This window comes from Tsuneonella sp. HG094 (assembly GCF_053819285.1).
In genome coordinates this window covers 513,979-539,483 of the sequence record NZ_JBSORA010000001.1, presented here as the reverse complement: position 1 = coordinate 539,483, position 25,505 = coordinate 513,979, and the positions used below count along the sequence as shown (strand labels likewise).

The 25,505-nt window shown below is 66.7% G+C and carries 26 protein-coding genes and 1 tRNA gene; 13 read left to right on the top strand and 14 right to left on the bottom strand.

What is annotated here, in order from left to right:
- The first annotated feature begins 2 nt into the window (after positions 1–2).
- The 3 genes from ACWPMX_RS02690 (at position 3) to ACWPMX_RS02680 (ending at position 2,347) form a co-directional block, all read left to right on the top strand.
- Positions 3–239: a hypothetical protein gene (locus ACWPMX_RS02690; RefSeq protein WP_455698510.1), complete on the top strand. Its 237-nt coding sequence runs from the start codon at positions 3–5 to the stop codon at positions 237–239.
- Positions 240–323: 84 nt separating this feature from the next.
- Positions 324–1,583, top strand: coding sequence for a diaminopimelate decarboxylase (gene lysA / locus ACWPMX_RS02685; RefSeq protein WP_455698509.1), 1,260 nt, complete (start codon positions 324–326; stop codon positions 1,581–1,583).
- On the top strand, positions 1,574–2,347 hold the full coding sequence (locus ACWPMX_RS02680) for an NAD(P)-dependent oxidoreductase (protein WP_455698508.1): 774 nt from the start codon (positions 1,574–1,576) through the stop codon (positions 2,345–2,347). Before lysA ends, ACWPMX_RS02680 begins: the two co-directional genes overlap by 10 nt.
- A gap of 3 nt (positions 2,348–2,350) precedes the next feature.
- Here the strand turns inward: ACWPMX_RS02680 and ACWPMX_RS02675 are convergent, their stop codons facing one another.
- The 5 genes from ACWPMX_RS02675 to ACWPMX_RS02655 all read right to left on the bottom strand — a co-directional run bounded on the left by ACWPMX_RS02675 (position 2,351) and on the right by ACWPMX_RS02655 (position 6,069).
- Entirely contained in the window at positions 2,351–2,806 is a 456-nt protein-coding gene (locus ACWPMX_RS02675; protein WP_455698507.1) for a response regulator, read from the bottom strand.
- Complete coding sequence (locus ACWPMX_RS02670) at positions 2,803–3,120, bottom strand: hypothetical protein (protein ID WP_455698506.1); 318 nt, start codon at positions 3,118–3,120, stop codon at positions 2,803–2,805. The genes ACWPMX_RS02675 and ACWPMX_RS02670 overlap by 4 nt, the downstream gene beginning before the upstream one ends.
- A 104-nt stretch (positions 3,121–3,224) precedes the next feature.
- Positions 3,225–4,205, bottom strand: coding sequence for a winged helix DNA-binding protein (locus ACWPMX_RS02665; protein WP_455698505.1), 981 nt, complete (start codon positions 4,203–4,205; stop codon positions 3,225–3,227).
- Positions 4,206–4,270: 65 nt separating this feature from the next.
- The gene (locus ACWPMX_RS02660; RefSeq protein WP_455698504.1) at positions 4,271–4,762 is read right to left on the bottom strand and encodes a L,D-transpeptidase family protein; all 492 of its coding nucleotides are present in this window, start codon (positions 4,760–4,762) and stop codon (positions 4,271–4,273) included.
- A gap of 2 nt (positions 4,763–4,764) precedes the next feature.
- On the bottom strand, positions 4,765–6,069 hold the full coding sequence (locus ACWPMX_RS02655; protein WP_455698503.1) for an adenylosuccinate synthase: 1,305 nt from the start codon (positions 6,067–6,069) through the stop codon (positions 4,765–4,767).
- A gap of 387 nt (positions 6,070–6,456) precedes the next feature.
- Here ACWPMX_RS02655 and ACWPMX_RS02650 point away from each other — a divergent pair, with 387 nt between their 5' ends.
- Positions 6,457–7,281 (top strand): alpha/beta hydrolase, encoded by an 825-nt coding sequence (locus ACWPMX_RS02650; RefSeq protein ID WP_455700713.1) that lies wholly within the window; start codon positions 6,457–6,459, stop codon positions 7,279–7,281.
- 160 nt (positions 7,282–7,441) lie between these two features.
- On the opposite strand, the gene ACWPMX_RS02645 is transcribed toward ACWPMX_RS02650, so the two are convergent.
- The 3 genes from ACWPMX_RS02645 to ACWPMX_RS02635 form a co-directional block, all read right to left on the bottom strand.
- Entirely contained in the window at positions 7,442–8,551 is a 1,110-nt protein-coding gene (locus ACWPMX_RS02645) for an ATP phosphoribosyltransferase regulatory subunit (RefSeq protein WP_455698502.1), read from the bottom strand.
- Positions 8,552–8,618: 67 nt separating this feature from the next.
- Positions 8,619–10,202 carry a phosphoglycerate dehydrogenase gene (gene serA / locus ACWPMX_RS02640; RefSeq protein WP_455698501.1) on the bottom strand — a complete coding sequence of 528 codons (1,584 nt, stop codon included), beginning with the start codon at positions 10,200–10,202 and terminating at the stop codon, positions 8,619–8,621.
- Between the two features lie 93 nt (positions 10,203–10,295).
- Positions 10,296–11,420 (bottom strand): phosphoserine transaminase, encoded by a 1,125-nt coding sequence (locus ACWPMX_RS02635; protein WP_455698500.1) that lies wholly within the window; start codon positions 11,418–11,420, stop codon positions 10,296–10,298.
- A 174-nt stretch (positions 11,421–11,594) separates the two neighbouring features.
- Between ACWPMX_RS02635 and ACWPMX_RS02630 the strand changes: the two genes are divergently transcribed.
- The gene (locus tag ACWPMX_RS02630) at positions 11,595–12,743 is read left to right on the top strand and encodes a glycosyltransferase family 4 protein (protein WP_455698499.1); all 1,149 of its coding nucleotides are present in this window, start codon (positions 11,595–11,597) and stop codon (positions 12,741–12,743) included.
- A 1-nt stretch (position 12,744) separates the two neighbouring features.
- Here ACWPMX_RS02630 and ACWPMX_RS02625 read toward each other — a convergent pair whose 3' ends face one another.
- The 3 genes from ACWPMX_RS02625 to ACWPMX_RS02615 form a co-directional block, all read right to left on the bottom strand.
- On the bottom strand, positions 12,745–13,221 hold the full coding sequence (locus ACWPMX_RS02625; protein WP_455698498.1) for a hypothetical protein: 477 nt from the start codon (positions 13,219–13,221) through the stop codon (positions 12,745–12,747).
- 74 nt (positions 13,222–13,295) lie between these two features.
- Complete coding sequence (locus tag ACWPMX_RS02620; RefSeq protein ID WP_455698497.1) at positions 13,296–13,616, bottom strand: DUF2218 domain-containing protein; 321 nt, start codon at positions 13,614–13,616, stop codon at positions 13,296–13,298.
- Positions 13,613–14,287 carry a PadR family transcriptional regulator gene (locus ACWPMX_RS02615; RefSeq protein WP_455698496.1) on the bottom strand — a complete coding sequence of 225 codons (675 nt, stop codon included), beginning with the start codon at positions 14,285–14,287 and terminating at the stop codon, positions 13,613–13,615. Before ACWPMX_RS02615 ends, ACWPMX_RS02620 begins: the two co-directional genes overlap by 4 nt.
- Positions 14,288–14,385: 98 nt before the next feature.
- Between ACWPMX_RS02615 and ACWPMX_RS02610 the strand changes: the two genes are divergently transcribed.
- The 3 genes from ACWPMX_RS02610 (at position 14,386) to ACWPMX_RS02600 (ending at position 16,686) form a co-directional block, all read left to right on the top strand.
- Positions 14,386–15,708, top strand: a complete 1,323-nt coding sequence (locus ACWPMX_RS02610) for a replication-associated recombination protein A (protein ID WP_455698495.1) — start codon at positions 14,386–14,388, stop codon at positions 15,706–15,708.
- Positions 15,705–16,592, top strand: a complete 888-nt coding sequence (locus ACWPMX_RS02605; protein WP_455698494.1) for a hypothetical protein — start codon at positions 15,705–15,707, stop codon at positions 16,590–16,592. Before ACWPMX_RS02610 ends, ACWPMX_RS02605 begins: the two co-directional genes overlap by 4 nt.
- An 18-nt stretch (positions 16,593–16,610) precedes the next feature.
- Positions 16,611–16,686 (top strand) — tRNA-Thr (locus ACWPMX_RS02600).
- 50 nt (positions 16,687–16,736) lie between these two features.
- Here ACWPMX_RS02600 and fumC read toward each other — a convergent pair.
- Positions 16,737–18,113: a class II fumarate hydratase gene (gene fumC / locus ACWPMX_RS02595; protein ID WP_455700712.1), complete on the bottom strand. Its 1,377-nt coding sequence runs from the start codon at positions 18,111–18,113 to the stop codon at positions 16,737–16,739.
- Between the two features lie 532 nt (positions 18,114–18,645).
- The gene (locus ACWPMX_RS02590) at positions 18,646–19,125 is read right to left on the bottom strand and encodes a HEAT repeat domain-containing protein (RefSeq protein ID WP_455698493.1); all 480 of its coding nucleotides are present in this window, start codon (positions 19,123–19,125) and stop codon (positions 18,646–18,648) included.
- 271 nt (positions 19,126–19,396) lie between these two features.
- Here ACWPMX_RS02590 and ACWPMX_RS02585 point away from each other — a divergent pair, with 271 nt between their 5' ends.
- Entirely contained in the window at positions 19,397–20,539 is a 1,143-nt protein-coding gene (locus ACWPMX_RS02585; RefSeq protein ID WP_455698492.1) for a GAF domain-containing sensor histidine kinase, read from the top strand.
- A gap of 124 nt (positions 20,540–20,663) precedes the next feature.
- On the opposite strand, the gene queF is transcribed toward ACWPMX_RS02585, so the two are convergent.
- Positions 20,664–21,122, bottom strand: coding sequence for a preQ(1) synthase (queF, locus tag ACWPMX_RS02580; RefSeq protein ID WP_455698491.1), 459 nt, complete (start codon positions 21,120–21,122; stop codon positions 20,664–20,666).
- Between the two features lie 107 nt (positions 21,123–21,229).
- On the opposite strand from queF, the gene ACWPMX_RS02575 reads away from it, so the two are divergent.
- The 4 genes from ACWPMX_RS02575 to ACWPMX_RS02560 are packed head-to-tail and all read left to right on the top strand — an operon-like array spanning position 21,230 to position 25,444.
- The gene (locus ACWPMX_RS02575; RefSeq protein WP_455698490.1) at positions 21,230–22,363 is read left to right on the top strand and encodes a hypothetical protein; all 1,134 of its coding nucleotides are present in this window, start codon (positions 21,230–21,232) and stop codon (positions 22,361–22,363) included.
- A gap of 53 nt (positions 22,364–22,416) precedes the next feature.
- Positions 22,417–23,265, top strand: coding sequence for a sulfurtransferase (locus ACWPMX_RS02570; protein WP_455698489.1), 849 nt, complete (start codon positions 22,417–22,419; stop codon positions 23,263–23,265).
- A 2-nt stretch (positions 23,266–23,267) separates the two neighbouring features.
- Complete coding sequence (gene metC, locus ACWPMX_RS02565; RefSeq protein ID WP_455698488.1) at positions 23,268–24,464, top strand: cystathionine beta-lyase; 1,197 nt, start codon at positions 23,268–23,270, stop codon at positions 24,462–24,464.
- Positions 24,461–25,444, top strand: a complete 984-nt coding sequence (locus ACWPMX_RS02560) for a mechanosensitive ion channel family protein (RefSeq protein ID WP_455698487.1) — start codon at positions 24,461–24,463, stop codon at positions 25,442–25,444. The genes metC and ACWPMX_RS02560 overlap by 4 nt, the downstream gene beginning before the upstream one ends.
- Positions 25,445–25,505 lie beyond the last annotated feature (61 nt).

The following is a 25,505-nucleotide window of genomic DNA, read 5'->3' as shown; positions in this document are numbered from 1 at the left end:
CGATGAAGGTCGCAGTTATCATCGGTGCAAGCTTGCTGCTCGCCGCGTGCGGGCAGAAGGCTGACCTCGAACCGCTTCCCGGACGCTCGCTGCCGCCCGCACCCTATGGCGCCAAGATCCAGCCCACGCCCGAGACGCTTCTCAAGCCCGATCCCATCGCCGCGCCCGAACGCACGGTCGAACTGCGCAAGCGGTCCGAGGAGCGCACCGACGATCCGTTCGACCTGCCGCCCGAATAGGCTGGCGGCAATAACCTGCGGCCATGCCCGCCCAAGCAAGGCTTGCTTGGCCGCCTCGCCGAACCTGGGCTAAGCGCACCGCCGATGGACTATTTCGAGCTTCGTGATGGCGTCCTCCATGTCGAGGACGTGCCCCTGCCCGCCATCGCGGAAGGGGTCGGCACCCCCGTCTACGTTTATTCGCGCGCCACGCTGGTGCGCCACGCGCGCGTATTCCGCGACGGCCTCTCGGGACTGAAGGACCCGCACATCGCCTTCGCGGTCAAGGCCAACCCGAACCTCGCGGTTCTCAAGGTGCTGGCGAAGGAGGGCTTCGGCGCCGACGTCGTCAGCGGCGGCGAACTGACCCGTGCGCTCGCGGCGGGAATCCTGCCCCGGGACGTGGTGTTCTCGGGCGTCGGCAAGACCCATGCCGAGCTGATCCAGGGGATCGCTGCGGGCATCGGTCAGTTCAATCTCGAAAGCGAGGAAGAAGGCCACGAGTTGTCGCGCATCGCTCAGGAACGCGGTGTGCAGGTGGCCTGCGCGCTGCGCGTGAACCCGGACGTCGATGCGCGGACCCACGAGAAGATCTCGACCGGCAAGCGCGAGAACAAGTTCGGCGTTCCGCTCGACCGGGCGGCGGCGATCTACGCCGCGCTCGCCGCACTGCCGGGCCTCGATATGCGCGGGGTGGCGGTCCACATCGGCAGCCAGCTCGCCGAGCTGGAACCGCTCGAAACCGCCTTCCTCAAGCTCGGCGAGCTGATCGGCGAACTGCGCGCGAACGGCCAGTCGGTCACCCATGCCGACCTCGGCGGCGGCATCGGCGTGCCCTATCGCAAGGGTGAAGTATTCCCGACCCCTGCCGAATACGGTGCGATGGTCGCGCGCGTGACTGCCGGTTGGGACGTGCGCCTGATGTTCGAGCCCGGCCGCGTGATCGCGGGCAACGCGGGCGTGCTGCTCACCCGCGTAATCCGCTCCAAGCGCAGCGGCAACGGTCCGCCGTTCGTGATCGTCGATGCGGCGATGAACGACCTCGCCCGCCCCGCGATGTACGGCGCATGGCACGATTTCGACGGCGTGACGCCGACGGGAGAGCGGATGACCGCGCACATCGTCGGCCCGATCTGCGAGACCGGCGACACCTTCGCGATGGACCGCGAGATCGACTCGCTGGCGGCGGGCGACCTCGCGGTTTTCCGCACCGCGGGCGCGTACGGCGCGACGATGGCGTCGAGCTACAACAGCCGCGGATACGTTGCCGAAGTGTTGGTGGACGGCGACAGGTTCGCGGTGGTTGCGGACCGCATCATGCCGCATTCGATCATGGACGCCGAGCGGGTACCCGAATGGCTCTGAGCAGCCTCCCGCTGTTCCACAGGATCGGCGGGCAGCGGGTGGTGGTGCTGGGCGACGGTGACGCCGCGGATGCCAAGCGGCGGCTCGTCGAGCGCGCCGGCGGGACCTGCTGCGGCGAGCCCGAGGCGCACCATGCGCGGCTCGCGTTCGTGGCGATCGACGATCGCAAGCAGGCGGAGGCGGCGGCAATTCGGCTGCGCTGCAAGGGCTTGCTGGTCAACGTGACCGACCGGCCCGAGCTGTGCGATTTTACAGTGCCGAGTGTGCTCGACCGCAATCCGGTGCTGATTGCGGTCGGCACCGGGGGCGCCTCGGCAGGACTCGCGAAGCAGGTGCGTCTGCGGCTCGAGGCGATCCTTCCCCCGACGCTGGGGACCCTGGCTGACGCCCTGTACCGCGCGCGCGACGCCCTGCGAACTCGCTGGCCCGACCCGGCCGAGCGACGCCGCGCCATCGATGGAGCGCTGACGACCGGCGGCCCGCTCGATCCGCTGCGCAGAGATTCCGCCGCGCGCCTGGACGCGTGGCTGGAAGCCGAACCGCTTCAAGCCAATGACGACGAAGTGCTCGCCATCGTGCTCACCAGCAACGACCCCGACGATCTCACTTTGCGGCAGGCGCGCTGGCTGGGAGAGGCCGACACGGTGCTGCACGATGCCGGCGTGCCGGCGGCGATCCTCGACCGCGCCCGCGCCGACGCCGTGCGCGGTCCCAGCGACGGAACTCCCGCCGGTCGGACGGTGGTGATCCGCTCGCGTGACTGAATGCTACGCCGCGCCGATCGCCTGCAGGCGGCTGATCAGCGAGGCATCGTCGAACGGCTTGATGACGTACTCGTCGGCACCGGCGGCAATGCCCTTGTGGATGTCGCGCGCGCCCGAATTGGTCGTGCAGAAAACCACGCGCGGCGGGCGCTGGGTCGGAATGGCGCGCAGGGCGGTGACGAATTCGATCCCACTCATGACCGGCATGTTCCAGTCGGTGATGACGAGGTGCGGCATCGCGGCACGGCATCGGGCAAGGCCCTCTTCGCCATTCTCCGCCTCGATCACTGCATAGCCGATGCCTTCGACGATGCGCCGGGCGACCTTGCGGATCATCCGCGAATCGTCGACCAGCAGGCAGGTGCGCTGCGCCGGCTGCGGTGCTTCGGGCGCGCGCGGCTCGGCTGCGACGACACGCGGCGGCGGTGCCCCGTCGGTGGGGCCGAGGCGCTTGATCAACCCGTGAATGACACGAACTCCTCTTCGCCATAGACGGGCCGGTCATCCTCGGTGAATTCGGTGTCGCCGATCGGCTGCTGAGCTGGGGCGGGCGCGAGATTGGCTTTCTCGCTCGGCGTCATGCAGACGTGGAGGTAGGGCACCCAGACGTCGCCGAAATCGGCCTTCTGATACCACAGGTCGAGCACGTCATAGCTTGCCCAGCAGCCATCCGGCTCGAGCAGGCGGATGCCTTCACCGATACGGGGAACGGCGGCAAACCTGATTCGATGCTGGGACTGGTGGGTCTCGTTCTGGATTTCGACTTCGATCACCGGCTCGGTACCTCTTGCGACTGAGGCACCCTAGGACGAATTGGTTGCCGAATTCCCAACGAGCATTGGCGAGTTAACCACCCGCGGAAACCCTGGCGTTCGCCCTAGACCAGCGATTTGGCGTCCTTGCCGAGTTCCGCGAAGTAGCGCGCCAGAGCATCGGCCGCCTTATCGCTGAGCTGGATAAAGGCCGGGCGGCGGTCGCTGTCGTCCTCTACCCGCTCGAGCAGGCCCGCCTCGGTCATCTGCGCGATCCACCGAAGCGCCGTGGTCGGCGGCACGCCGCTGGCGATGCACAGCGAAGTGACCGATACGCGGGTGTGCTCTGCCCGCGCAGCGGTCAGGTCGAGCAGGATGTCCCACGCGGGATCGGCGAACAGGTCGGTGCCGAGGAACTGCGCGCGGAGCTTGCGCTGGCGGATAATCTTCCGGACGAGACGCGGATCGGGCAGCGGCGGCCGCGGCGCCCGGATGAGTTTGCGCTCCGCCTCGCCCTGCGCTCGGAATTCGTCGGCCGGCGATTCGAGCCGGAAGGCAGGCGGACCATCGGACAGGCGATCGATCTGAGCGGCGATCTGGGCAACCTGCTCGGTAAGGCGGAAAAGCGTCAGCCGATCACCCTCGTCAAGTTCGCGAACCCTCATTCGCGGCATCTTGGTCAAGGACCGGGCAAGGGCCAATACGCGTTCCCCCTTAGTGGGTTCGACCAGAAGTTCCGACTTCGACATCTCGAGACACGCGAAAACGGCTTCCAATGCGTCGAGCGTAGTGCTGACCACCACCGGCGTACCGCTCGCAGCCGCGCGCAAGTCGAGATGGACCAGCGCGGCCAGCGTGGCCCCGTCCTGCACCGGGCAATCGACCAGCATCACGTCTGCGGCAAGCGTCGGGGGCGATCCATCCAGTTCGGCGAGCAGGTCATAATCCGCGACCCCGAACCCGGCAGTCCGCGCATCGTCGCGCAGGTCCGCAGCCGAGGAGGCGCGGACCGAATAAACCCCTGCAACGCACGCGAGTGCGTCGCCGCCGAACGCGGGCGAAGCCGCCGCGCCGGCGGAACCGTAGGCGAAATCCGCCTGCCTCATCCGGACATCTCCATAGCAACCCAGGCGAACAAGAGTAGAACAAACTCCGCCCAAGTCAACCGCGCCTACGGCCGGATGGTGATCGGTGTTCCGTTGGGTATCGCCTGCCAGAGCACCTCGATCTCGTCGTTCGAGACCGCGATACAGCCGTCGGTCCAGTCCCCCGGCACCCGCCCGGGCGGCAGCGCGTTGGGCTGGCCGTGGATGAAGATCGCCCCGCCCGGCGAGCGACCCCGCTCGCTGGCATAGGCACGATCGGCGGCGTTGGGGTACGATATGTGCAGGCTCAGATGATACGCGCTCTGCGGATTACCGTAATCGATGATGTAGCGCCCCTCAGGCGTGCGCTCGTCGCCCTCGAACTGTTTGTGACCCTCGGGCGCATCGCCAAGCTGGATGCCTTCGACCGTCCACGTGGGCCGCCCGTCGCGGTAGAGCGTCAGCGTGCGATCGGACTTGTCGACCAGCACCATGTCGGCGACCGGGATCGTCGCTTCCTGCGCCTGCGCGCAGGCGGTGGTCAGCAGCAAGACGGCGGCGATGCGAGCCGCGCGCATGATCAGTCGATGAACGGATCGCGCACGAGGATAGTATCCTCGCGCTCGGGGCTGGTGGAAACCAGCGAAACGGGCGTCTCGATCAGTTCCTGCACGCGGCTGATATACTTGATCGCCTGGGCCGGCAGGTCTGCCCACGAGCGCGCGCCCGCGGTCGTTTCGTGCCAGCCATCCATCTCCTCGTAGATAGGCTCGACCGCGGCCTGGTCCGCGGAGTGGCTCGGGAAATAGTCGAGGATACGGCTCTTTCCGTCCTGGTCGCGCAGGCGATAGCCGGTGCAGATCTTCACGGTGTCGAAGCCGTCGAGCACATCGAGCTTGGTGAGCGCGATGCCGGTCACGCCCGAGATCGCGCAGCTTTGCCGCACGAGCACTGCATCGAACCAGCCGCAGCGGCGCTTGCGCCCGGTGACAGTCCCGAACTCATGGCCCCGCTCGCCCAGCTTCTGGCCGGTTTCGTCTTCGAGTTCGGTCGGGAACGGGCCGCTGCCGACGCGGGTGGTGTAGGCTTTGACGATGCCGAGCACGAAGCCGGTGCTCGACGGTCCCAGACCGCTCCCGCTCGCCGCGGTGCCGCTGACGGTGTTGCTGCTCGTGACGAACGGATAAGTCCCGTGATCGACGTCGAGCAGCACGCCCTGCGCGCCCTCGAACAGGATCTTCGCGCCCGCCTTGCGCACCTTCTTCAGGCGCTTCCACACCGGCTGCGCATACTGCAGCACGTAAGGCGCGATTTCGGCGAGGTCGGCGAGCAAGCGGGCACGGTCGACCGGCGGCTCGCCGAAGCCCGCCCGCAGCGCATCGTGGTGCGCGCAGAGGCGATCGAGCTGTGGGTCGAGCTGGTCGAGGTGGGCAAGGTCGCACACGCGGATCGCGCGGCGGCCGACCTTGTCCTCGTAGGCGGGGCCAATGCCGCGCCCTGTGGTACCGATCTTGCCCGAGCCCGCCGCCGTTTCGCGCAAGCCGTCGAGATCACGGTGGATCGGCAGGATCAACGGACAGTTGTCGGCGATCGCGAAGTTGTCGGGGTTTATCGTGACGCCCTGCCCCTCGAGCTTTTCGATCTCGCTCATGAGGTGCCAGGGATCGAGCACGACGCCGTTGCCGATGATCGACAGCGTTCCGGTGACGATGCCGCTCGGCAGCAAGCTCAGCTTGTAAGTGGTGTTGCCGACAACCAGTGTGTGGCCGGCGTTGTGTCCGCCCTGGAAACGGACGACCGCGTCGGCGCGGCTGGCGAGCCAGTCGACGATCTTGCCCTTGCCCTCATCGCCCCACTGGGCGCCGATTACGGTGACGTTGGCCACGATTGCTCCTGCAGCGGGAAACCCGCGCGGCCCTAGGCAAACGGCGGGCGCGAGGCAATGGCAAGCGGCGCGACACTGCGCGACAATCCGTTGCTCGACAGATAGCCGGGCTAGGTGTCACTTTCCTTTCCCGAGCCGGGTCGCATCGGATCGAGGACGAAATTCATGCGGGCGATGTCGATCATTAAGGCCATCGCGATCAGCGGAGCGATGGGCGGACTGGGTCTCGCGGCAATCGCCCAAGCACAGGCGCAGGGACGCATGTCACCCGAATGCCGGCGCGAGATCGTCCGGATGTGCGGGCGCGACCGGGGCGCGATCCGCGAATGCCTACGCGACAAGGCCGCGAGCCTTTCCGAGGACTGCCGCGCCGAATTGCGCGAGCGTATGGGCGCGACGCGCGAACCGGGTGCGCGGTCAGGCCATCGGGCGAACGGCGAGCAGGAAATCGCCTATGGCAGCGATCCGCTCCAGCGACTCGATTTCCATGCCGCAAAGGCGACCGGCGCGGCGCCGCTGGTCCTGTTCGTCCACGGCGGCGGCTGGAAGCGCGGCGACAAGGACAACGCCACCGGCACCTTCAAGGCGCCGCATTATACCGGCCTCGGCTATCATTTCGCGTCGACCAACTATCGCCTCGTGCCCGCGGCAACAGTAGAGCAGCAGGCTGCCGACGTCGCTGCGGCGCTGGCGGCATTGCTGAAACGGGCCGATTCGCTCGGTATCGACCGGCGCAGGGTCGTGCTCATGGGCCACAGCGCCGGGGCGCACCTCGTTGCGCTGGTCGGCACCGACCCGCAATACCTGCGCGCGGTGGGGCTTTCGCCCACTGACGTGGCCGGGATCATCCCGCTCGACGGCGCCGGGTACGATGTGCCGGCGCAGATGGGCGAGAATGCCGTGCTGCTGGGCGATACTTACGAGCAGGCCTTCGGCACCGACCCTGCCCGCCAGCGCGCCGTATCGCCGACTTTCAACGCGGCTGCACCGAACGTGAGCGAATGGCTGATCGCCCACGTCGAGCGTGCAGATGCCAAGCGCCAGAGCGATGGCCTCGCCGCCGCCCTGCGGTCGTCCGGCGCGAAGGCAGAGGTGCGCGCCTTCGCCGGTCGCGGGCTGCAGGGCCACGCGGACATCAACCGCCGGATGGGCGACCCGTCCTATCCTGCGACACCGGTCGTCGACGCGTGGCTAAAGGATCTGTTCGGTTAGCCCAGGGTAGGGCCTTTGACGCCTCGTTAGGCATCAACCACAAATCGGGACGGCGTCTTCGAGTTCTCGGGGCGCTATCCAGATGCTCTGTAGCGCGGCGAACGGTTCTGCTTTTCACTTCCGCCCGGCTCGCTCGAGCTCGAAGCGGCCTGATCCGGGGTCAAAGGGGCCGCGGCCCCTCGCCCGAAAGGCGGTGCGTGCAACCGAGCGCGCAGGGGTCTTCGTCGTGGCCGAGCGCGGCGACCGTCCGCCAACCGATCGCCCGCAGCCGCGCGGCAGCGCCTGGATCGTGGCCCAGCGGCAGGTAGAGCAGGTCGCCCGCAGCCTTGTCGCCGAGCGCATCGACCAGCGGGTCGATGTAGAGCGAGAAGCCGGTCGCAGGCTCTTCCGACCCGCCAAGCAGGTAGGTCCCGCCACGGCCGAGCGTACCGCGCACCCCTTCGGCATAAAGCGTAAAGCCGAACCAGCTCTGGTACTGGAACCCGTGGCGTTCGGCCGGGTCCAGAGTGACCCGCGCCAGTCCGCCGACCCGCGCGGCGATCGCCCTCAAGCCATCGAGACGACTGGCCAGCACTCCGCCCACGTCGATCGCGGCAAGGCGCGCGACGGCATCCTCGAAGGGACCGGCGGCGTAGAGCAGCGGCAGGTACGCCTCGCCGCCCGCATCCTTGAGCGCGCCCGCGTCCTTCGCGTCGAGTTCGCGGCGCACGTCGTCGATCCGATCGGACGGGAGCGGCAGGGCATTGCTCGACAGCACGTCAACGAGGTCGGGCAAGGTGAAGTCGACCGAAATCCCCTTGGCCCCTGCCGCGGCGAGCGCCTCGATCGCCAGCACGACCACCTCCGCCGCAGCCGAAGCGCTGTCGCTGCCGATCAGCTCTGCGCCGAGTTGCAGGCGCTGTCGCGCAGGGTCGAGCTGATCGCTCGCAATGACAGCCACCTCGCCCGCGTAGCACAACCGCAGCGGGCGCGGAGCGGCGGCAAGACTGGTCGCGGCGATGCGCCCTACCTGCACCGTGATGTCGCTGCGCACCGCGAGTGTGCGGAGCGAGGCAGGATCGGTGAAGCGGACCATGCGCCGGGTCGCGACCCCGCTCATGCGGGTCGCCATCGAGCGTTCGAACTCGATCAGCGGCGGGATCACCCGGTCGTAACCGTGGGCATCCATCGCATCGAGTGCAGCCCGCCGCGCCGCCGTAAGCGCGCGCGCCGAGGCCGGCAGGCGATCCTCGAGCCCCACGGGCAGCAGGTCGGCGGTTGGGTCGGTCAAGTTCGTCACCCCGGCAGCATCACCCCCGCCATTGCGGGGGTGATGCGGATTTGCAAGACGGCGTGGCCTAGAACGCCAGCGCGCGAACGGTCTTCACGCCCTGGAGTTGGCAGGCCTTGTCGATCACCTCCTTCGGGATCGCCTGGTCGACGCTGAGCAGCAGCACGGCTTCCCCGCCCGCATCGCGGCGGCCGAGGTGGAAGGTGCCGATGTTGATGCCACTTTCGCCGAGCAGGGTACCGATCCGGCCGATAAAGCCAGGCGCGTCTTCGTTGACAATGTAGAGCATGTGGCCCGACAGCTCGGCCTCGATCCCGATGCCGAAGATCTCGACCAGCCGCGGCGCGTCGGTACCGAACAGCGTGCCCGCAACCGAGCGGTCGCCCTGGCTGGTGCCCACGGTCACGCGCAGCAGCGTGTTGTACGCCCCCTCGCGTTCGTGCCGGATCGAGCGCACGTCCAGTCCGCGTTCCTTGGCGAGGAACGGCGCGTTGACCATGTTCACGCTGTCCGAATACTGCTTCATGAATCCGGCGAGCACCGCCGCCTCGAGCGGCTTACCCGCCAGTTCCGCTGCGGCACCCTCGCGCTCGATCGAGATCTGCGTGAGGTTGCCGTGCGCCAGTTGGCCGACGAGGCTGCCGAGGTTCTCTGCGAGCTTCATGTAGGGCCGCAGCTTGGGCGCTTCCTCTGCACTGAGCGACGGCATGTTGAGCGCGTTGGTCACGCCGCCGTTGACGAGATAGTCGGCCATCTGCTCGGCCACCTGCAGCGCGACGTTGACCTGCGCTTCGGTTGTCGATGCGCCGAGGTGCGGGGTGCAGATGAAGTTCTTGGTGCCGAACAGCGGCGATTCCTTCGCCGGCTCGGTCGCGAACACGTCGAGCGCGGCACCGGCAACCTGCCCGCTGTCGAGCGCGTCCTTCAGCGCCGCTTCGTCGATCAGACCGCCGCGTGCGCAGTTGATGATGCGCACACCTTTCTTGGTCTTCTCGAGCCTTTCGCGGCTGAGGATGTTGCGGGTCTGGTCGGTCAGCGGCGTGTGGAGCGTGATGAAGTCGGCTTTGGCCAGCAGCGTTTCGAGGTCGGCCTTCTCGACCCCCATCTCGATCGCGCGGTCCTCGGTCAGGAACGGATCGTAGGCGACGACTTTCATGCGCAGTCCCAGCGCGCGGCTGGCGACGATCGAGCCGATGTTGCCTGCACCGATAAGCCCGAGCGTCTTGCCGGTCACCTCGACGCCCATGAACCCGTTCTTGGGCCATTCGCCTTGCTGCGTCAGTTCGTTCGCCTCGGGAATCTGGCGGGCGAGCGCGAACATCAGCGCAATGGCGTGCTCGGCGGTCGTGATCGAGTTGCCGAACGGGGTGTTCATCACGACCACGCCCTTACCGCTCGCATAGGGAATATCGACGTTGTCGACACCGATGCCGGCGCGGCCGATAACCTTGAGGTTGGTCGCCGCGTCGAGGATTTCGCGGGTGACCTTGGTCGAGGAGCGGATCGCGAGGCCATCGTACTCGCCGATGCGGGCGATGAGTTGTTCTGGCGTTTCGCCGGTGATCACGTCGACATCGCAGCCGCGCTCTTCGAAAATCTTGGCGGCGTTGGGGTCCATCTTGTCGGAAATGAGGACTTTGGGCTTGGTCATTTCAATTCTCCGTCATCCCAGCTCAAGCTGGGATCGCTGTCGGCTAAGTCGTACCTTGCGGCACGCGGTCCCAGAGTTCGCTGGGACGACGAGTCAGGCAGTCGCCGCGTAGGCCCAGTCGAGCCACGGGCCGAGCGCCTCAATATCGGCGGTCTCGACCGTCGCGCCGCACCAGATGCGCAGGCCCGGCGGAGCATCGCGGTACCCCGCGACGTCGTAGGCCGCGTCGTGCTCCTCGAGCAGCTTGGCCATGGCCTTGATGCGCGCCTCGTCGGCACCCTCGACCGTCAGGCAGACGCTGGTGTTCGAGCGGCTCGCCGGATCGGCAGCCAAGTGGCCCAGCCAGTCGCGACCTTGCACGATTGCATCGAGCGCCGCCGCATTGGCGTTTGCTCGCGCTTTCAGGGCGGACAGGCCGCCCAATGACTTGCCCCATTCGAGCGCGAAGATGGCATCTTCCACCGCAAGCATCGACGGGGTGTTGATCGTCTCGCCCTTGAACACGCCCTCGGCGAGCTTGCCCTTGGAAACCAGGCGGAACACCTTCGGCAGCGGCCACGCGGGCGTATAAGTTTCCAGCCGCTCGACTGCGCGCGGGCCGAGGATCAGCACGCCATGCGCGCCCTCGCCGCCGAGCACTTTCTGCCAGCTGAAGGTCAGAACATCGACCTTGTCCCACCCGATGTCCTGCGCGAACACCGCGCTGGTCGCGTCTGCGATGGTCAGGCCCTCGCGGTCGGCGGCGATCCAGTCAGCGTCCGGCACGCGCACACCGCTGGTGGTTCCGTTCCAGGTAAAGATCACGTCGTCCGCGAAGTTCACCTGCGACAGGTCGGGAAGCGCGCCGTAGTCTGCGCGAATCACCGTCGGATCGATCTTGAGCTGCTTGACCGCGTCGGTCACCCAGCCCTCGCCGAAGCTCTCCCACGCCAGCGTGGTAACACCTCGCGCACCGAGCATGGTCCACATCGCCATCTCGACCGCACCGGTGTCTGAACCGGGCACAATGCCGATGCGATGCGTATCAGGCACCTCGAGCACTTCGCGGATCAGGTCGATGCAGTACTGCAGGCGCGCCTTGCCGATCTTCGAGCGATGCGAACGCCCGAGCGATTCGGTGGCCAGCTTGTCGGGGGACCAGCCCGGCGGCTTTGCGCAGGGACCGGAAGAAAAGAACGGACGCGCAGGTTTGCGCGCCGGAAGCGTAAGCTCAGTCATGTAGTCTCTCCTTGCAGAGAGCTCGCGCGGCGTTGGGACCGCGTGGCCCGTCGGCCGCACTAATGTTGCGGCGCAACGAGTCAAGCACGCAATGGTATTATGCGGCGGGGCGGTGCCGTGCGCGGCCCGTTGCCGCCTCTCGCCAAACGCGTGTGACGCTCATATGGCCGCGCGATGCAGGTATCGGGCCTCCGCATCGCGCTTTTGAGCGGCAATTACGCCATGACGGTGGACGGTGCCAACAAGGCGCTGAACCGGCTGGTCGACTATCTGCAGCGCCACGGAGCCGAGGTGCGTGTCTATTCTCCGACGATCGAGCATCCGCCGTTCGAGCCCAAGGGCACACTCGTCAGCCTGCCTTCGATCGCAATTCCGGGGCGCAGCGAATACCGCGTACCGACCTGGCTCGGCCAGCGCGTCCGCGCCGACCTCGCCGCGTTCGATCCGCACCTCGTCCATATCTCATCGCCCGACTTCGCCGCGCGTGAGGCCGCAAAGTGGGCGCGTGACCGAAAGCTGCCGGTGGTCGCCAGCGTCCACACGCGGTTTGAGACATACCCGCGCTATTACGGCCTGGGCTTCCTGGAGCCGATGCTCGAGGCGTGGTTGCGCAAGCTCTATCGCCGCTGTGACGTGCTCCTGACGCCGAGCCCGAGCATGATCGACACGCTCCGCGAGCAGAAGATGAACGACGACATCGCCCTGTGGTCGCGCGGGGTCGAACACACGGTGTTCAATTCCAGGCGACGCGATGAGGCGTGGCGCAACGAGCTCGGTTTCTCGCCGGACGATCTCGTCGTCGGCTTCCTCGGCCGTCTCGTGCTGGAAAAAGGCCTCGACGTGTTTTCCGACGTCATCGGCGAACTCGACCGTCGCGGTGTGCCGCACAAGGTGCTCGTGATCGGCGAGGGACCGGCACGCGCAACCTTCGAGGACAAGATGCGCGGCGCCGTCTTCGTCGGCTTCCAGGGCGGTGAGAACCTTGGCCGTGCGGTCGCTTCGATGGACGTACTGCTCAACCCCAGCGTCACCGAGACGTTCGGCAACGTCACGCTGGAGGCGATGGCCTGCGGCGTGCCCGTCATCGCAGCCGACGCGACCGGTGCGGCGAGCCTCGTCGAGGATGGGGTCAACGGCTACCTCGTCGGCCCGCGCGACATCGCCGCATATGCGGACCGCATCTCAGGCTACGCCGACGACCCCGCCCTGCGCCGAGCGCACGGCGCAGCAGGCGAATCCCGCGCACAGGCGTTCGAATGGGACACGATCAACCGTGCGGTGGCGGATACCTACCTGCGGGTGCTTTCGGCCCGGCGACGCTAGTTCAGCGCAACACGCCCGTCGCGGCCTGCCGCCGGGCGTACCACCATTGCAGGACGATCGCGACGATGATCACGATCGGCATGTACTTGCCCATCGGGTCGGCCGCCATTTGCGGAGGCAGGTCGATGGTGAACTGGTAGGCAAAGCTCAGAACCGCGCCGACGAGCGAGACCAGGAACGCCGTGACCGCATGGCGCGACCGTATCAGAAGCAGGATCGAGCCGAGGACCGAACCCCACACGCCGATCGCCCATAGCGCACCCGCCCATGCGGGAAAGCTGTCGAAGAAAGCGAGCAGTTCAGGCAGCGGCATGTTCATCTGCTCCGCGACCATCCCGAGATACCCCGGATCGCGCAGCATGGTCATCGTGTAGTCGTAGCCGCCAAAAGCATTCCACAACAGCGACAGCAATCCGACCGCCCACAAGTGCCATGGTGTCCCCGCCCGCGCCGGCACCGTATCGATCGCGTCTTCCATATGCCCCTCCACGTTTGCGACCCCCGGGCGCAATCATACTCTCGCGCACGGGTGGTCGCAATCGCGGCGAGGAATCAGCCGTCGTGCCAGTCGAACGCGAGCGGTGCCTCGCGAAATGCGAAGCGGTCGAGATGCCGGGCGAGCGCGCCCTTGAGACCTTCGAGCTGACCGGGTTCGCTGGCATCGATCGAGCATTCGAGCGTACCGGCGGCGGCGACCATCGTCACCGTCCCGTCACCAGCCCAGTTCGCCCCGCGGGCATCGCGCGGAAACACGATGGTGCCGCGGGTCTTGTCGAACTCAACCGCAAGGTTGTGCTGCCAGTGCTTGCATAGCTGCTGGAGATATTTCGACGCGTTGTCCGTGAGTACGGAGGCTTTGCTCGAAACACTCACAGTCGTTCGATCCGCTTGGCCATCTCGTCGATCATGTCGACGATCTGGTTGATGGCGTCCTCTCCCAACTCACCTGCGCGTGCCTTGTGCTTCAGCACCTGCGCGAGGTTGCCCATCGCGCGGGCGAGGTGCGGCGAGCGGCCGCGATGCTGGCGCTCGCCGTGGTCCGATAGGCGCGCGAACAGCGCGGCTACTTCGTCTGCCTTGTCGGCCAGTTCCTGCTCGCCCGCCCCCGTGATCGCGAACGGCTTGCGCGCGCTGGCGTCGTCGGCCTTTTCCTCGATCACGCCTTCGTCGGCGAGGAGTTGCAGCGTCGGGTAAACCGCACCGGGGCTCGGGGCGTAACCGCCGCCGGTCAACTCCTCGATCGCCTTGATCAGCTCGTAGCCGTGGCGCGGCTGGTCCGCGATCAGCTTGAGCAGCGCGAGGCGCAGCTCGCCCTGGCCGAACATCCGGCCGCGCCGTCCACGGGGACCGCCGCCGTCACCGCCCCAAGGGCCGTTGGGACCGAACGGACCGCCGGGTCCCCACGGACCATTCGCCCCGAACGGACCGTTCTCACCGAACGGGCCGTGATCGCCCCATCCTCCGCCAGCGCCTCGAGCCGCCATCTTGGCGGCCATCGCCGCCTTCATCGCGCGCTTCACGTCGTGCTGAAATCCATGTCGCATCTAAAATCCTTTCTTACGATGCCTCACGATATATCTTAGATGCATCGAAATTCAAGACCCCTCGCGGTCCGCCCCTGTATTTCCTACATGGAGAGTCGATGGCCGACCTGTTCCCCGACACCGTTGCCGCGACCGCGCCCGGCCCCGACGAGCCGCGCGAGGATGCCCCGCTCGCCGACCGGCTGCGCCCCCGCGCGCTCGATGAAGTGGTCGGGCAGGAACACCTTACCGGCCCAGAGGGTGCGATCGGGCGGATGGTGGCCGCGGGTAAGCTCTCCAGCATGATCCTGTGGGGCCCGCCGGGCACCGGCAAGACCAGCATCGCCCGCCTGCTCGCCGACGCCGTGGGCATGCGCTTCGCCGCGATCAGCGCGGTATTCAGCGGTGTAGCCGACCTCAAGAAGGCATTCGCCGAGGCCGATCGCGCGGCCGAGATGGGCCAGCGAACCCTGCTGTTCGTGGACGAGATCCACCGCTTCAACCGCGCGCAGCAGGACGGTTTCCTGCCCTTCGTCGAACGCGGCACCGTCACCCTGGTCGGCGCGACGACCGAAAACCCGAGCTTCGAGCTCAATGCCGCGCTGCTCAGCCGCGCGCAGGTGCTCATCCTCCATCGGCTCGACGCGGCGGCGCTGGGCCGGTTGCTCGACAAGGCGGAGGCGCTCGAAGGCCCGCTCCCCCTCACGCCCGAGGCGCGCGAGGCGCTGGTTGCGAGCGCCGACGGCGACGGGCGGTTCCTGCTCAACCAAGCCGAAACGCTCTACGCCGCCAAGATCGCCGCTCCGCTCGATCCGTCCGAACTCGGCACATTCCTCCAGCGCCGCGTTGCGGTCTACGACAAGGACCGCGAAGGGCACTACAATCTCATTTCCGCGTGGCACAAGGCGCTGCGCGGGTCCGACCCGGACGCCGCGCTCTACTACATGGCGCGGATGCTGGTTGCGGGCGAGGAGCCGCTGTTCGTACTCCGCCGCCTCGTTCGCGCGGCGAGCGAGGACATCGGCCTTGCCGACCCGCAGGCGCTCGTCCAGTGCCTCGCCGCCAAGGATGCCTACGAGTTCCTCGGCAGCCCCGAGGGCGAGCTCGCGATCGTGCAGGCGTGCCTCTATTGCGCGACCGCGCCCAAGTCGAACGCCGCCTACATGGCGTTCAAATCGTCGTGGCGCAGCGCGAAAGAGACCGGCAGCCTGATGCCGCCGCAGAACATCCTCAATGCGCCGACGAAGCTGATGAAGAACATCGGCTACGGCAAGGGCTACGCCTACGACCATGACGCCGAGGACGGCTTCTCGGGCGCGAACTACTGGCCCGACGAGATGGAGCGGCAGACGTTCTACGCCCCAGTCGAACGCGGGTTCGAACGCGAGGTGCGGAAGCGCCTCGACTACTGGGCCAAGCTGCGCGCCGAGCGCGGGGAATGAGGGCCGACAGGTTCCGACACTTCCTCGCGATTGATTGGTCGGGTGCGGCGGGCGAGCGGCAGAAGGGCATCGCGCTGGCACTGGCCGACGGCGACGGCGGGCCGCCGGTGCTGGTCGATCCCGGTCGCGGCTGGTCGCGCGGCGAGGTGCTCGATATCCTGCGCGATCACCTCCCCCCAGATACGCTCGTCGGCTTGGACCTCGGCATCGCCCTGCCCTTCGCCGATGCTCGCGCATACTTTCCCGGTTGGGAGGCAAGCCCGCCCGACGCGCGCGGACTTTGGCGGCTGATCGACGAGATCTGCACCGCCGACGAGCATCTTGCGGCATCGTCGTTCTGCGCGCACGGCGACGCGGCGCGGTATTTCCGCCACTCCGCCGAGAACGTCGGCGACCGCTTCCATCTTGCCGGTGCCCTAACCCGTGAAGGCCGCTTTAGGCGCAGCGAGCACGCCCAGCGCGCACAGGGCGTCCGCCCGGTCAGCAACTTCAACCTCGTCGGCGCGGCGCAGGTCGGCAAGTCGAGCCTGACTGGGATGCGGATGCTCCATCGGCTCGGTGACTGCATCCCGGTCTGGCCGGTCGACCCGCTGCCCGAAAGCGGCTCGGTCATCGTCGAGATGTACACCTCGATCGCCGCCCGCGGTGCGGGGGTGCGCAAGGGTGCGAGCAAGATCCGCACCTACGAAGACCTCGCCGACCGCCTCGGCGAACTCGGATCGCCACCGGTCGCCGGCAGCGGCCCGATCGACGATCATTCGTCCGACGCGCTGGTCACCGCGGCCTGGCTCCGCACGGTCGCGCATCGACCCGAATACTGGCACCCCGAAGGCCTCACCCCCGAAATCGCACGCACCGAAGGCTGGACTTTCGGCGCGGTCTGAACGAATGCGCGAGCCGGAGCCGGCTTAGCTCAGTTGGTAGAGCACCTGATTTGTAATCAGGGGGCCGCGGGTTCGAATCCTGCAGCCGGCACCATTCCTTCTTGAATTTTGGTCCTACCGCTCCGCTACTTGAGGACCCAAAATTCAGACCATGTCCTCCGGCCGCACCAGCCGGTCGAAATCCGCTTCGCTCACCCCCGCCGCCAGCGCCGCTTCGCGCAGGGTGCTGCCCGACTTGTGCGCCGCCTTGGCGATCGCTGCCGCCTTGTCGTAACCGATCTCGGGCGCGAGCGCGGTCACGAGCATGAGGCTGTTCTCCACCCCGCGCGCGATAGTGTCGCGGCGCGGCTCCAATCCGCCAAGCAGGTGATCGGTAAAGCTCGCCGCCGCATCGCCGAGCAGCCGGACCGAGCGCAGGAAGTTCCACGCCATCACCGGACGATAGACGTTGAGTTCGAACTGCCCCTGCGACCCGGCGAAGGTGATCGCGGCGTGGTTGCCGAACACCTCGATGCAGACCTGCGTCAGCGCCTCGACCTGCGTGGGGTTGACCTTGCCCGGCATGATCGAGCTGCCCGGCTCGTTTTCGGGCAGCGCCAGTTCGCCCAGCCCCGCCCTCGGCCCCGAGCCGAGCAGGCGGATGTCGCTGGCGATCTTGTAGAGGCTCGCCGCCGCCGCATTGAGCGCGCCGTGGGCGAACACCAGCGCATCCTGCGCGGCGAGCGCTGCGAACTTGTTGGGCGCGGTCACGAACGGCAAGCCCGTGATCGCGGCGACCTTCGCCGCCACGAGCTCGGCGAACCCGTCGGGCGCGTTGAGCCCGGTGCCCACGGCGGTGCCGCCCTGCGCCAGTTCGTAGAGGCCGGGCAGCGTCAGCTCGATCCGCTCGATCGCGGCGGCGACTTGCGCCGCGTAGCCCGAGAACTCCTGCCCCAGCGTCAGCGGGGTTGCGTCCTGCGTGTGCGTGCGGCCGATCTTCACGATGCCGTCCCATTGCGCCGTCTTTGCCGCGAGGTCGGCGTGCATCGCGCGCAGCGCCGGAAGCAGGTGCCGCGTCACCTCGCCCGCCGCCGCGATCGTGATCGCGCTCGGGAACGTGTCGTTCGAGCTCTGGCTCATGTTGACGTGATCGTTCGGATGCACCGGCGTCTTCGACCCGATCTCGCCGCCGAGCATCTGTATCGCGCGGTTGGCGATCACCTCGTTGGCATTCATTTTCGACTGGGTGCCCGACCCAGTCTGCCACACGACCAGCGGGAATTCGTCGTCCAGCTTTCCTTCGATGACTTCCTGCGCCGCGCCGACGATCGCATCCGCCAGTTTCGGATCGAGCACACCGAGCTCCCGATTGGCTTCCGCCGCCGCGCGCTTGATCGTGCCGAGCGCGCGGACCAGCGGCAGCGGCATCCGTTCGCCGCCGATGCGAAAGTTCTGCAGGCTGCGCTGCGTCTGCGCGCCCCAGAGATGGTCGGCCGGAACCTCGATCGATCCGAATGTGTCGGTTTCGGTGCGGGTGGTCATGGGCGGGACTTGGGCCTCGCGGTCGTCCGGCGCAAGGCGATGCGTGTCACCCGGCAGGTGACGCGCGGGTGACGGTCGAAGCGCCGGGGCTGCGTCGCGCCTCCGCGGCGCGGGTGACACCGGGGTGACGGCGTCACCCGTTTTCGGTTGTCCACGCGCCAGGTCGGCGAGGAGCGCGCGCGCATCGGCCGCCTTCGCTTCGCGCTGGGCAGCGTCCCATTGCCGCGCAAATCCCGCCTCCCGGTCAAGCAGGCGATAGGCACTCTGCCGCGACATGCCCACGCGGCGGCAGGCGAGCCGTACGTCGGCCCCCGTACCGAGGCTGTCGAGAAACGCCTGCCGCCGAAATGCCGTCCAACCGCCCGCGCGTTGCTGGGAGCCGAGGCCGGTCGAGGTAGTCGAAACCATGATCCGCTGCTCCGTTCGGAAAAAGGCGAACCGGGATCGGTATGCATGGATGGGCGTGTAGGAAAAGGGATTCCAACATGGAAAGCAGACTGTCAGCAAACGACCCCTTTGCGGACTTTCCGATCTACTGGTCCACGAATTTCCCCTGCTCACAAGCGGCCAGAGCCTCACGGGCGAGATTGTCCAGAAAATCGTCCTCTGAGGGTTCGGTCCAAGGTCGCAATAGCTCCACCAAAGATGGATCAGCGATCAGCGTCACAGCTTCAAAGACAGGCATAGTGACATGATCGCTCATCAGCGCAATTCTTGCGAACGGAAGAGCAAGCGCCGGGTTTCGCTGCGCAAGTCCTAACAGAGCCTCTGCTCTGACAGAATCGTCTTCGTCCTGTGCAGCGGCGATAAGCGCATCTCGAACCTGCGGCGTGTCTACTTCTTGCTGTGAAAGCAGAAGAGTTGCCCAATCTCGGTTTGTTCGATCGTCATCCCGAGTCATAGCTATCAATCGCTGAAAATTTGCGTCTGCAAATGAGCTGCCGAATAGCGGCACTTCTTCGGCCGCTACCGCCTCTAGAAAATCGGATGTTGGGCGATAAAGCTCGGCCATGAACTAACCAATACGTTCGATTCCGAATGGCGGCTAGCCACCCCAAATGCAGACATTCGACCCCAACGAACTCGAAGCCTGAATGCGGACAGTCTGCTTTCAGCCAAACTGGCAAAAAAGCTGCCTGTCAGCAAACGACCCCATTGCGGACATCTCCGCCTTGCTGGGCCTTCGGGAATGTGCACACCGCCTGTTGGTTTTCTAGCATGACTCGACGGGTCGCAATATATAGCAAACGCTTATGGCTCGGGAATTCGCAAAAGACGTCAGCATGGTCAGTGCGATCTCTATCGTCCCGCCGATCTTGGAAGTGATCTGCCAAGCGACAGGCATGGGGTTTGCTGCAGTGGCTCGCGTTACCGAAGATCGGTGGATCGCCTGTAGTGTCCGCGATGAAATCGGTTTCGGAATCGAGCCCGGAGGCGAACTTCAGATCGAAACTACGATTTGCAACGAAATCCGCACCCACAGGGAGCCGGTCCTTATCGACGACGCCGATTGTGACCCGCAGTATTGCGATCATCACACACCGAGAATCTACAGTTTGAGAAGCTATATTTCCGTCCCGATCATCCTGTCCGACGACAGCTTTTTCGGCACGCTTTGTGCAATCTCTCCAAAACCTGCCCAAGTGAGCAAGCCCGAGATTGTCGGGATGTTCAAGCTCTTCGCCCAGATGATCGGCGACCACATCGAAGCCAGCCAGTCGCTCGTCGAAAGCAAGACGGCGCTCCTTACGGAACAGGAGACATCGGCCCTGCGGGAACAGTTCATCGCGGTGCTGGGTCACGATCTGCGCAATCCGCTTGCCGCCATAAAGGGCGGGATGCGGATGCTCGAAGGCGAGACACTGAGCGAAAGGGGCAGGAACGTCGTGGGATTGGTCAATGCTACCGTCAGTCGGATGGCGGGCCTGATCGATAACGTCATGGACTTCGCACGCGGGCGGCTTGGCGGCGGTATTACCCTCGATTCAACACAACAGCGAATCGATGCCACAGTGCAGCAGGTCGTCGATGAATTGCGGGCGACCTATCCGGACCGGGAGATCGCCATCGATCTCAGGCTCGAAACGGAAGTTCGCGCCGACCATGGTCGGCTTGGGCAATTGTTTTCCAATTTGCTGGGCAATGCGCTCATGCATGGAGATCCGGTTGCACCGATCCGGGCCGTTCTGGATCGTGAGGGTGATCACCTCACATTCGAAACGATGAACTTCGGCAAGCCGATCCCCGCCGCCGCGATGGAGAACCTTTTTTCACCGTTCGAACGGGGGGAAGCTCGATCAAGCCTTCAGGGACTGGGTCTCGGCCTCTACATTTCTTCGCAGATCGCTAAGGCGCATGAGGGTAGTCTGACTGCAAAATCCGAAGGTCAGGAAACTACGTTCACATTTCGGATGCCCATCGGCTGAGGCGAACACTTACGTGAAGAGAGGTTCAGTGGAGCAACCGCACCCAAGGAAGTCCGCTTCCCACCCCAATTGCAGACATTACACCGCCTGAGCACGAACTCCGAAAGCTGCCGCTCAGGGAGCCTCACCCCCGTCCGCGATACCCTGCGACGCCTTGATCCGGCACCCACAGCCCCTCGGGCGGAGCGCCGGTCTGCCAGAACACGTCGATCGGGATGCCGCCGCGCGGGTACCAGTAGCCGCCGATGCGGAGCCAGCGGGACTTCATCTCGTCCACGAGACGCTGGCCGATGCCGACGGTCACGTCCTCGTGGAACCCGCAGTGGTTGCGGAAACTGCCGAGGAACAGCTTGAGGCTTTTCGATTCGACGATTGTGTCGCCCGGCGCATAATCGATCACCAGGTGCGCGAAATCGGGCTGGCCGGTCACCGGACAGAGCGAGGTGAATTCGGGCGCGGCGAAGCGCACCAGGTAGAGCGTGCCCACGCGTGGGTTCGGTACGTAATCGAGCACCGCCTCTTCTGGGGACGCGGGCAGAGTGCTCGTCTGGCCGAGGTGGCGCGGGACAGGTGTGTCGCTCATGCCGCGCATCTGGCGCGAATCGCCACGTGACACAAGGCGGTGGTGGACTTGCGCAATTCAGTGCCTATTCAGCGCTTCCGACGCTTTGGGAGCGTCGAGCCGAAACCATGAAGAATCGCGCCCTAACCAGTCTGTTCGCCCTTGCCATCGGTGCCGCTGCCGCGCCGGGGCTGGGCCAGGAGTCCGCCGCGCCGGGCGGTTTTCGCTTGCCGACAGCGACGCCGACGCCGACCGACGTGCAGGGCCCGGTCGATCCCGACGCGCCGATCCTCACGCGGCCCCGCGCGCCGACCCCTACGCCGACGCCGCGCGCCACCGCCGCGCCCGCTCCCACGCCGACGCCGGTCGCCACGCCCACCCCGCGCGCGGTGCTGCCGCCGCGCAACAGTTCGCTGCCGCCGCGCTTCACCCCGCCCGCTGCCCCGACCGCGCTGGAATCGGAAGCGGTGGTCGACGGCGCGACGCCGTTCCCCTCCACCGCTGCGCCCGCACCCGGTCTTGATCTTCCGCTGCCGTCGGTCGAGCCAAGCACGCCCACCGTTGCCGAGACGCCCGCCGCGAGCGAGGACGGCCTGCCCGGTTGGCTCTACGCGCTAGGCGGCCTGCTCGTCGCGGGTGCAATCGGCGGTGCTTACATCGTCCTGCGTCGCCGACGGGAGGGCGCAATCGACGAGGCGCCGGTGATCGAGCGACCGCCGCTCGGCGCTTCCCCCGCAGCCGCATCGCCTGCCGCAGCATCGCCTCCTGCAGCCGCGATCCAGGCGGGTCCACCGCTGGTGATCGAGGCGCAGGTCCAGCAACTTGCGCGCAGCATGATGTTTGCGACCCTGACCTACGAACTGCGCGTGACCAACCGCGGCCCGGTTCCGCTCGAGAACGTGAGCTTCGGCGGCGACCTCGTCACCGCGCACGCACGTGTGCCGACCGAGCAGCAGCTCGCCGACCCCGCCATGCCGCTCACCCCGGTGCAGTCGCTCACCCGGCTCGATCCGGGCGAGAGCGCCTCGTTCGCGGGCGAATTCCGCCTGCCGGTCAATGAGATTCGCCCGATCCCGCACGGCAAGGCGGTCGTCTATGTCCCGCTGCTGCGGGTCCGCGCCGATGCCGACGGGATGGACCCGATCGCGCGGACATTCATCGTCGGATTGAAGACCCCGGGCAGCGGCCAGCGGCTGCAACCGTTCCGGCTCGACGAGATGCCGCAGACCTACCACGCGGTCGGCCAGAAGGCGTTGGACTAAGGCGCTCGACTGACCGCTGGCAATGGCGGTGCGCGGCGGCTAGCGTCGCGCCTATGGACAGCCTCGTTTCCACCCACTGGCTTGCGGACGCGCTCGGCGACGACGACCTCGTCGTGCTCGACGCGACCGCCCACGCCACCGAGCCGGGCCGCGATGCCCGCGCGGAGTTCGCCGCTGGACACATTCCCGGCGCGCGGTTCCTCGACCTCCCCAGCTTCAAAGACGACGCTTCGTCCGTGCCCAACGCGCTGCCGACCGCGCCTCAGGTAGCCGAGCGAATGGCGGCGCTGGGCGTGTCGCGAGACAGCCGCGTCGTGCTCTACGACGACAGCGCGGTAAAGACGTCCGCCCGCGCGTGGTTCATCCTGCGCATGAACGGGTTCCCGAACGTCGCCATACTCGACGGCGGGCTCGCGAAATGGAACGCCGAAGGCCGCGCGATCGAGACCGGCGAGGCGACCGCACCGGCGGCTCCGCTCGAACAGCTCGATGCAGACTGGTCGCGGGTCAGGTCGAAGGCGGAAGTCCACGCCAACATCGACACCCGCGCCGAGCAGGTCATCGATGCGCGCGACGACGGGCGCTTCACCGGCGCGACGATCGACACGGTGCACAACCTTCCCGGCGGCCACATCCCCGGCGCGCGCAACCTGTTCTACAAGGACCTCTATCACGACGACGGGACCTTCCGCTCCGAAGCGGACCTGCGGGCGGCCTTTGCCGCAGCGGGGGTCGACATCGCGCGTCCGATCGTCACCTCGTGCGGCAGCGGCGTGACTGCGGCGATACTGCTCTTCGCGCTCCATCGGCTCGGCGTGGAGGACGCGGCGCTCTATGACGGGAGCTGGAGCGAGTGGGCCGCCGACCCCGCCAGCCCGATCGAAACCGGAGCAGCGGCCTGACCATGGCAAAAGGCACGTCGGATAAGTCGCCGGCGACCAGGCTCGTTACCGCCGGAAGGCGCAGCGAATGGACCGGGGCCGCGGTCAACCCGCCGGTCTGGCGCACCAGTACGCACCTCTACGCCGACAGCGCGGACCTTGCCGTAGGCCGACCCAATGCCGACGGGCACTTCTACTACGGTCGGCGCGGCACGCCGACGCAGTGGGCGCTGGCCGAAGCCCTGACCGAGCTCGAGCCGGGGGCGACGGGCACGATCCTCTACCCGAGCGGCGTGGCGGCGATCGCGGGGGCATTACTGACGGTGCTCTCGCCGGGCGATGTGCTGCTCGTCACCGACAACGCCTACGAACCGACGCGGACACTGGCGAATTCGCTGCTCAAGCGGATGGGCATCGAGGCGCGCTTCTTCGACCCGCTCGACCTTGCCGCCTACGAGGCATTGTTCTGCGAGCGGACGAAAGCGGTCATGCTGGAGGCGCCCGGCAGCCTGTCGATGGAGGTGTGCGACGTGCCCGCCCTCGCCCGCATTGCGCGGGAGAGTGGCGCGGTGAGCGTGATGGACAACACCTGGGCCTCCCCGCTCGGGTTCCGGCCGCTGGCGCATGGCTGCGACATCTCGGTGATGAGCCTGACCAAGCATGTCGGCGGCCATTCGGACCTGATGATGGGCTCCGCGAGCGCGGGCCGCGAGCTGTACGCGAAGCTTCGGCTGAACGCGCAGGTGCTCGGCACCGTGGTCTCGCCCGACGACGCCGCACTCGCTTTGCGCGGCCTGCGCACGATGGGCGCACGACTGAACCAGTCGACTGCCGCCGCTCTCGAAATCGCCCGCTGGATAGAGGGTCGGCCCGAGGTCGCGAGCGTCCTTTGCCCGATGCTCCCCGGCGCCTCCGGCCACGACCTGTGGATGCGCGACTTCACCGGCGGCTGCGGCCTGTTCAGCGTGATCCTTGCAGACGCCGACGAAGCTGCCCGCGCGCGCTTCATCGACGCGCTCGAGCTGTTCGGCATCGGCTATAGCTGGGGCGGGTTCGAGAGCCTCGTCGTGCCCGCCGATCCTGCGCGCATCCGCACCGCGAGCGCCTGGCCTCCCACCGATTTGCCTTCCGGTGTTGCCCTTGGCGTAAGGTTCTCGATCGGGCTCGAGGACCCCACGGACCTTATCGCCGATCTCAAACGCGGGTTCGCGGCGATATGACCGCCGGGCAAGCGAACACCGCCGGGGCCGCCGACGACCTGCGCCGCGCCGTCGGAGGCGAGAGCGTGACCGTGGGCCAAGTCGTCGACACGCTCGATAGCTGGGGCACCGACATCGGTTCGTGGCACGTCTCGGTGTGGAGCGCGCTGGTCTTCGTGGCCGTGCTCGTCGGGCTCTATTTCGCAGCATGGTTCCTCGGAAAGGCGGCGCGGCGCGTGCTGCGCCGGCTGACGAAGTTCGACGAGACCCAGCGCCTGCTCGCGGAAAAGATCGTCACGATTCTCGTCTGGGCGATCGCGATCCTGCTGGGGATCGACATCCTCGGCATCGACCTCACCGCGCTCGCGGTGTTCTCGGGCGCGTTCGGCCTTGCCATCGGTTTCGGCCTGCAGAAGACCTTCGGCAACCTGATCGCGGGGATCATCCTGCTGATGGACCGCTCGATCAAGCCGGGAGACGTGATCGCGATCGCCGACGCGGCGGGCAATTCCACCTTCGGACAGATCCGCAAGATCGGGATCCGCGCGGTCTCGCTGACAACGCGCGACCAGAAGGAATACCTGATCCCGAACGAGAACCTGATGATCAACCAGGTCGAGAACTGGTCCTATTCGTCGAAGAACGTGCGGGTGCAGGTGCCGGTCGGCATCGGCTATGGCTGCGATATCGAAGCGGTCGAGAAGCTCATGCTCGAGGCGGCGAAGAGCGCGACCCGCGTCCTCACCACACCGCCGCCGGTCGTCTGGCTCGACAGCTTCGGCGAGAGCGCGATCCAGTTCAAGATCCATTGCTGGATCAACGACCCCGAAGAGGGCGTGGGCAACGTGCGATCGGACGTGCTCAAACGGCTCTGGGCGCTGTTCAGGGAGCACGGCATCGAAGTGCCGTTCCCCCAGCGCGACCTCAACCTCAAGGACAATGCCCAGTTCCGTGCTTTGGTCGAAGCCATTGGCGCGCGGGAGAAAACGCCGGAAGCATAGCTTCTTGGCTGCCAATCCCTGATTTCAAAATCGCGCCTTCCCGCTCTGACAGGCAATCTGG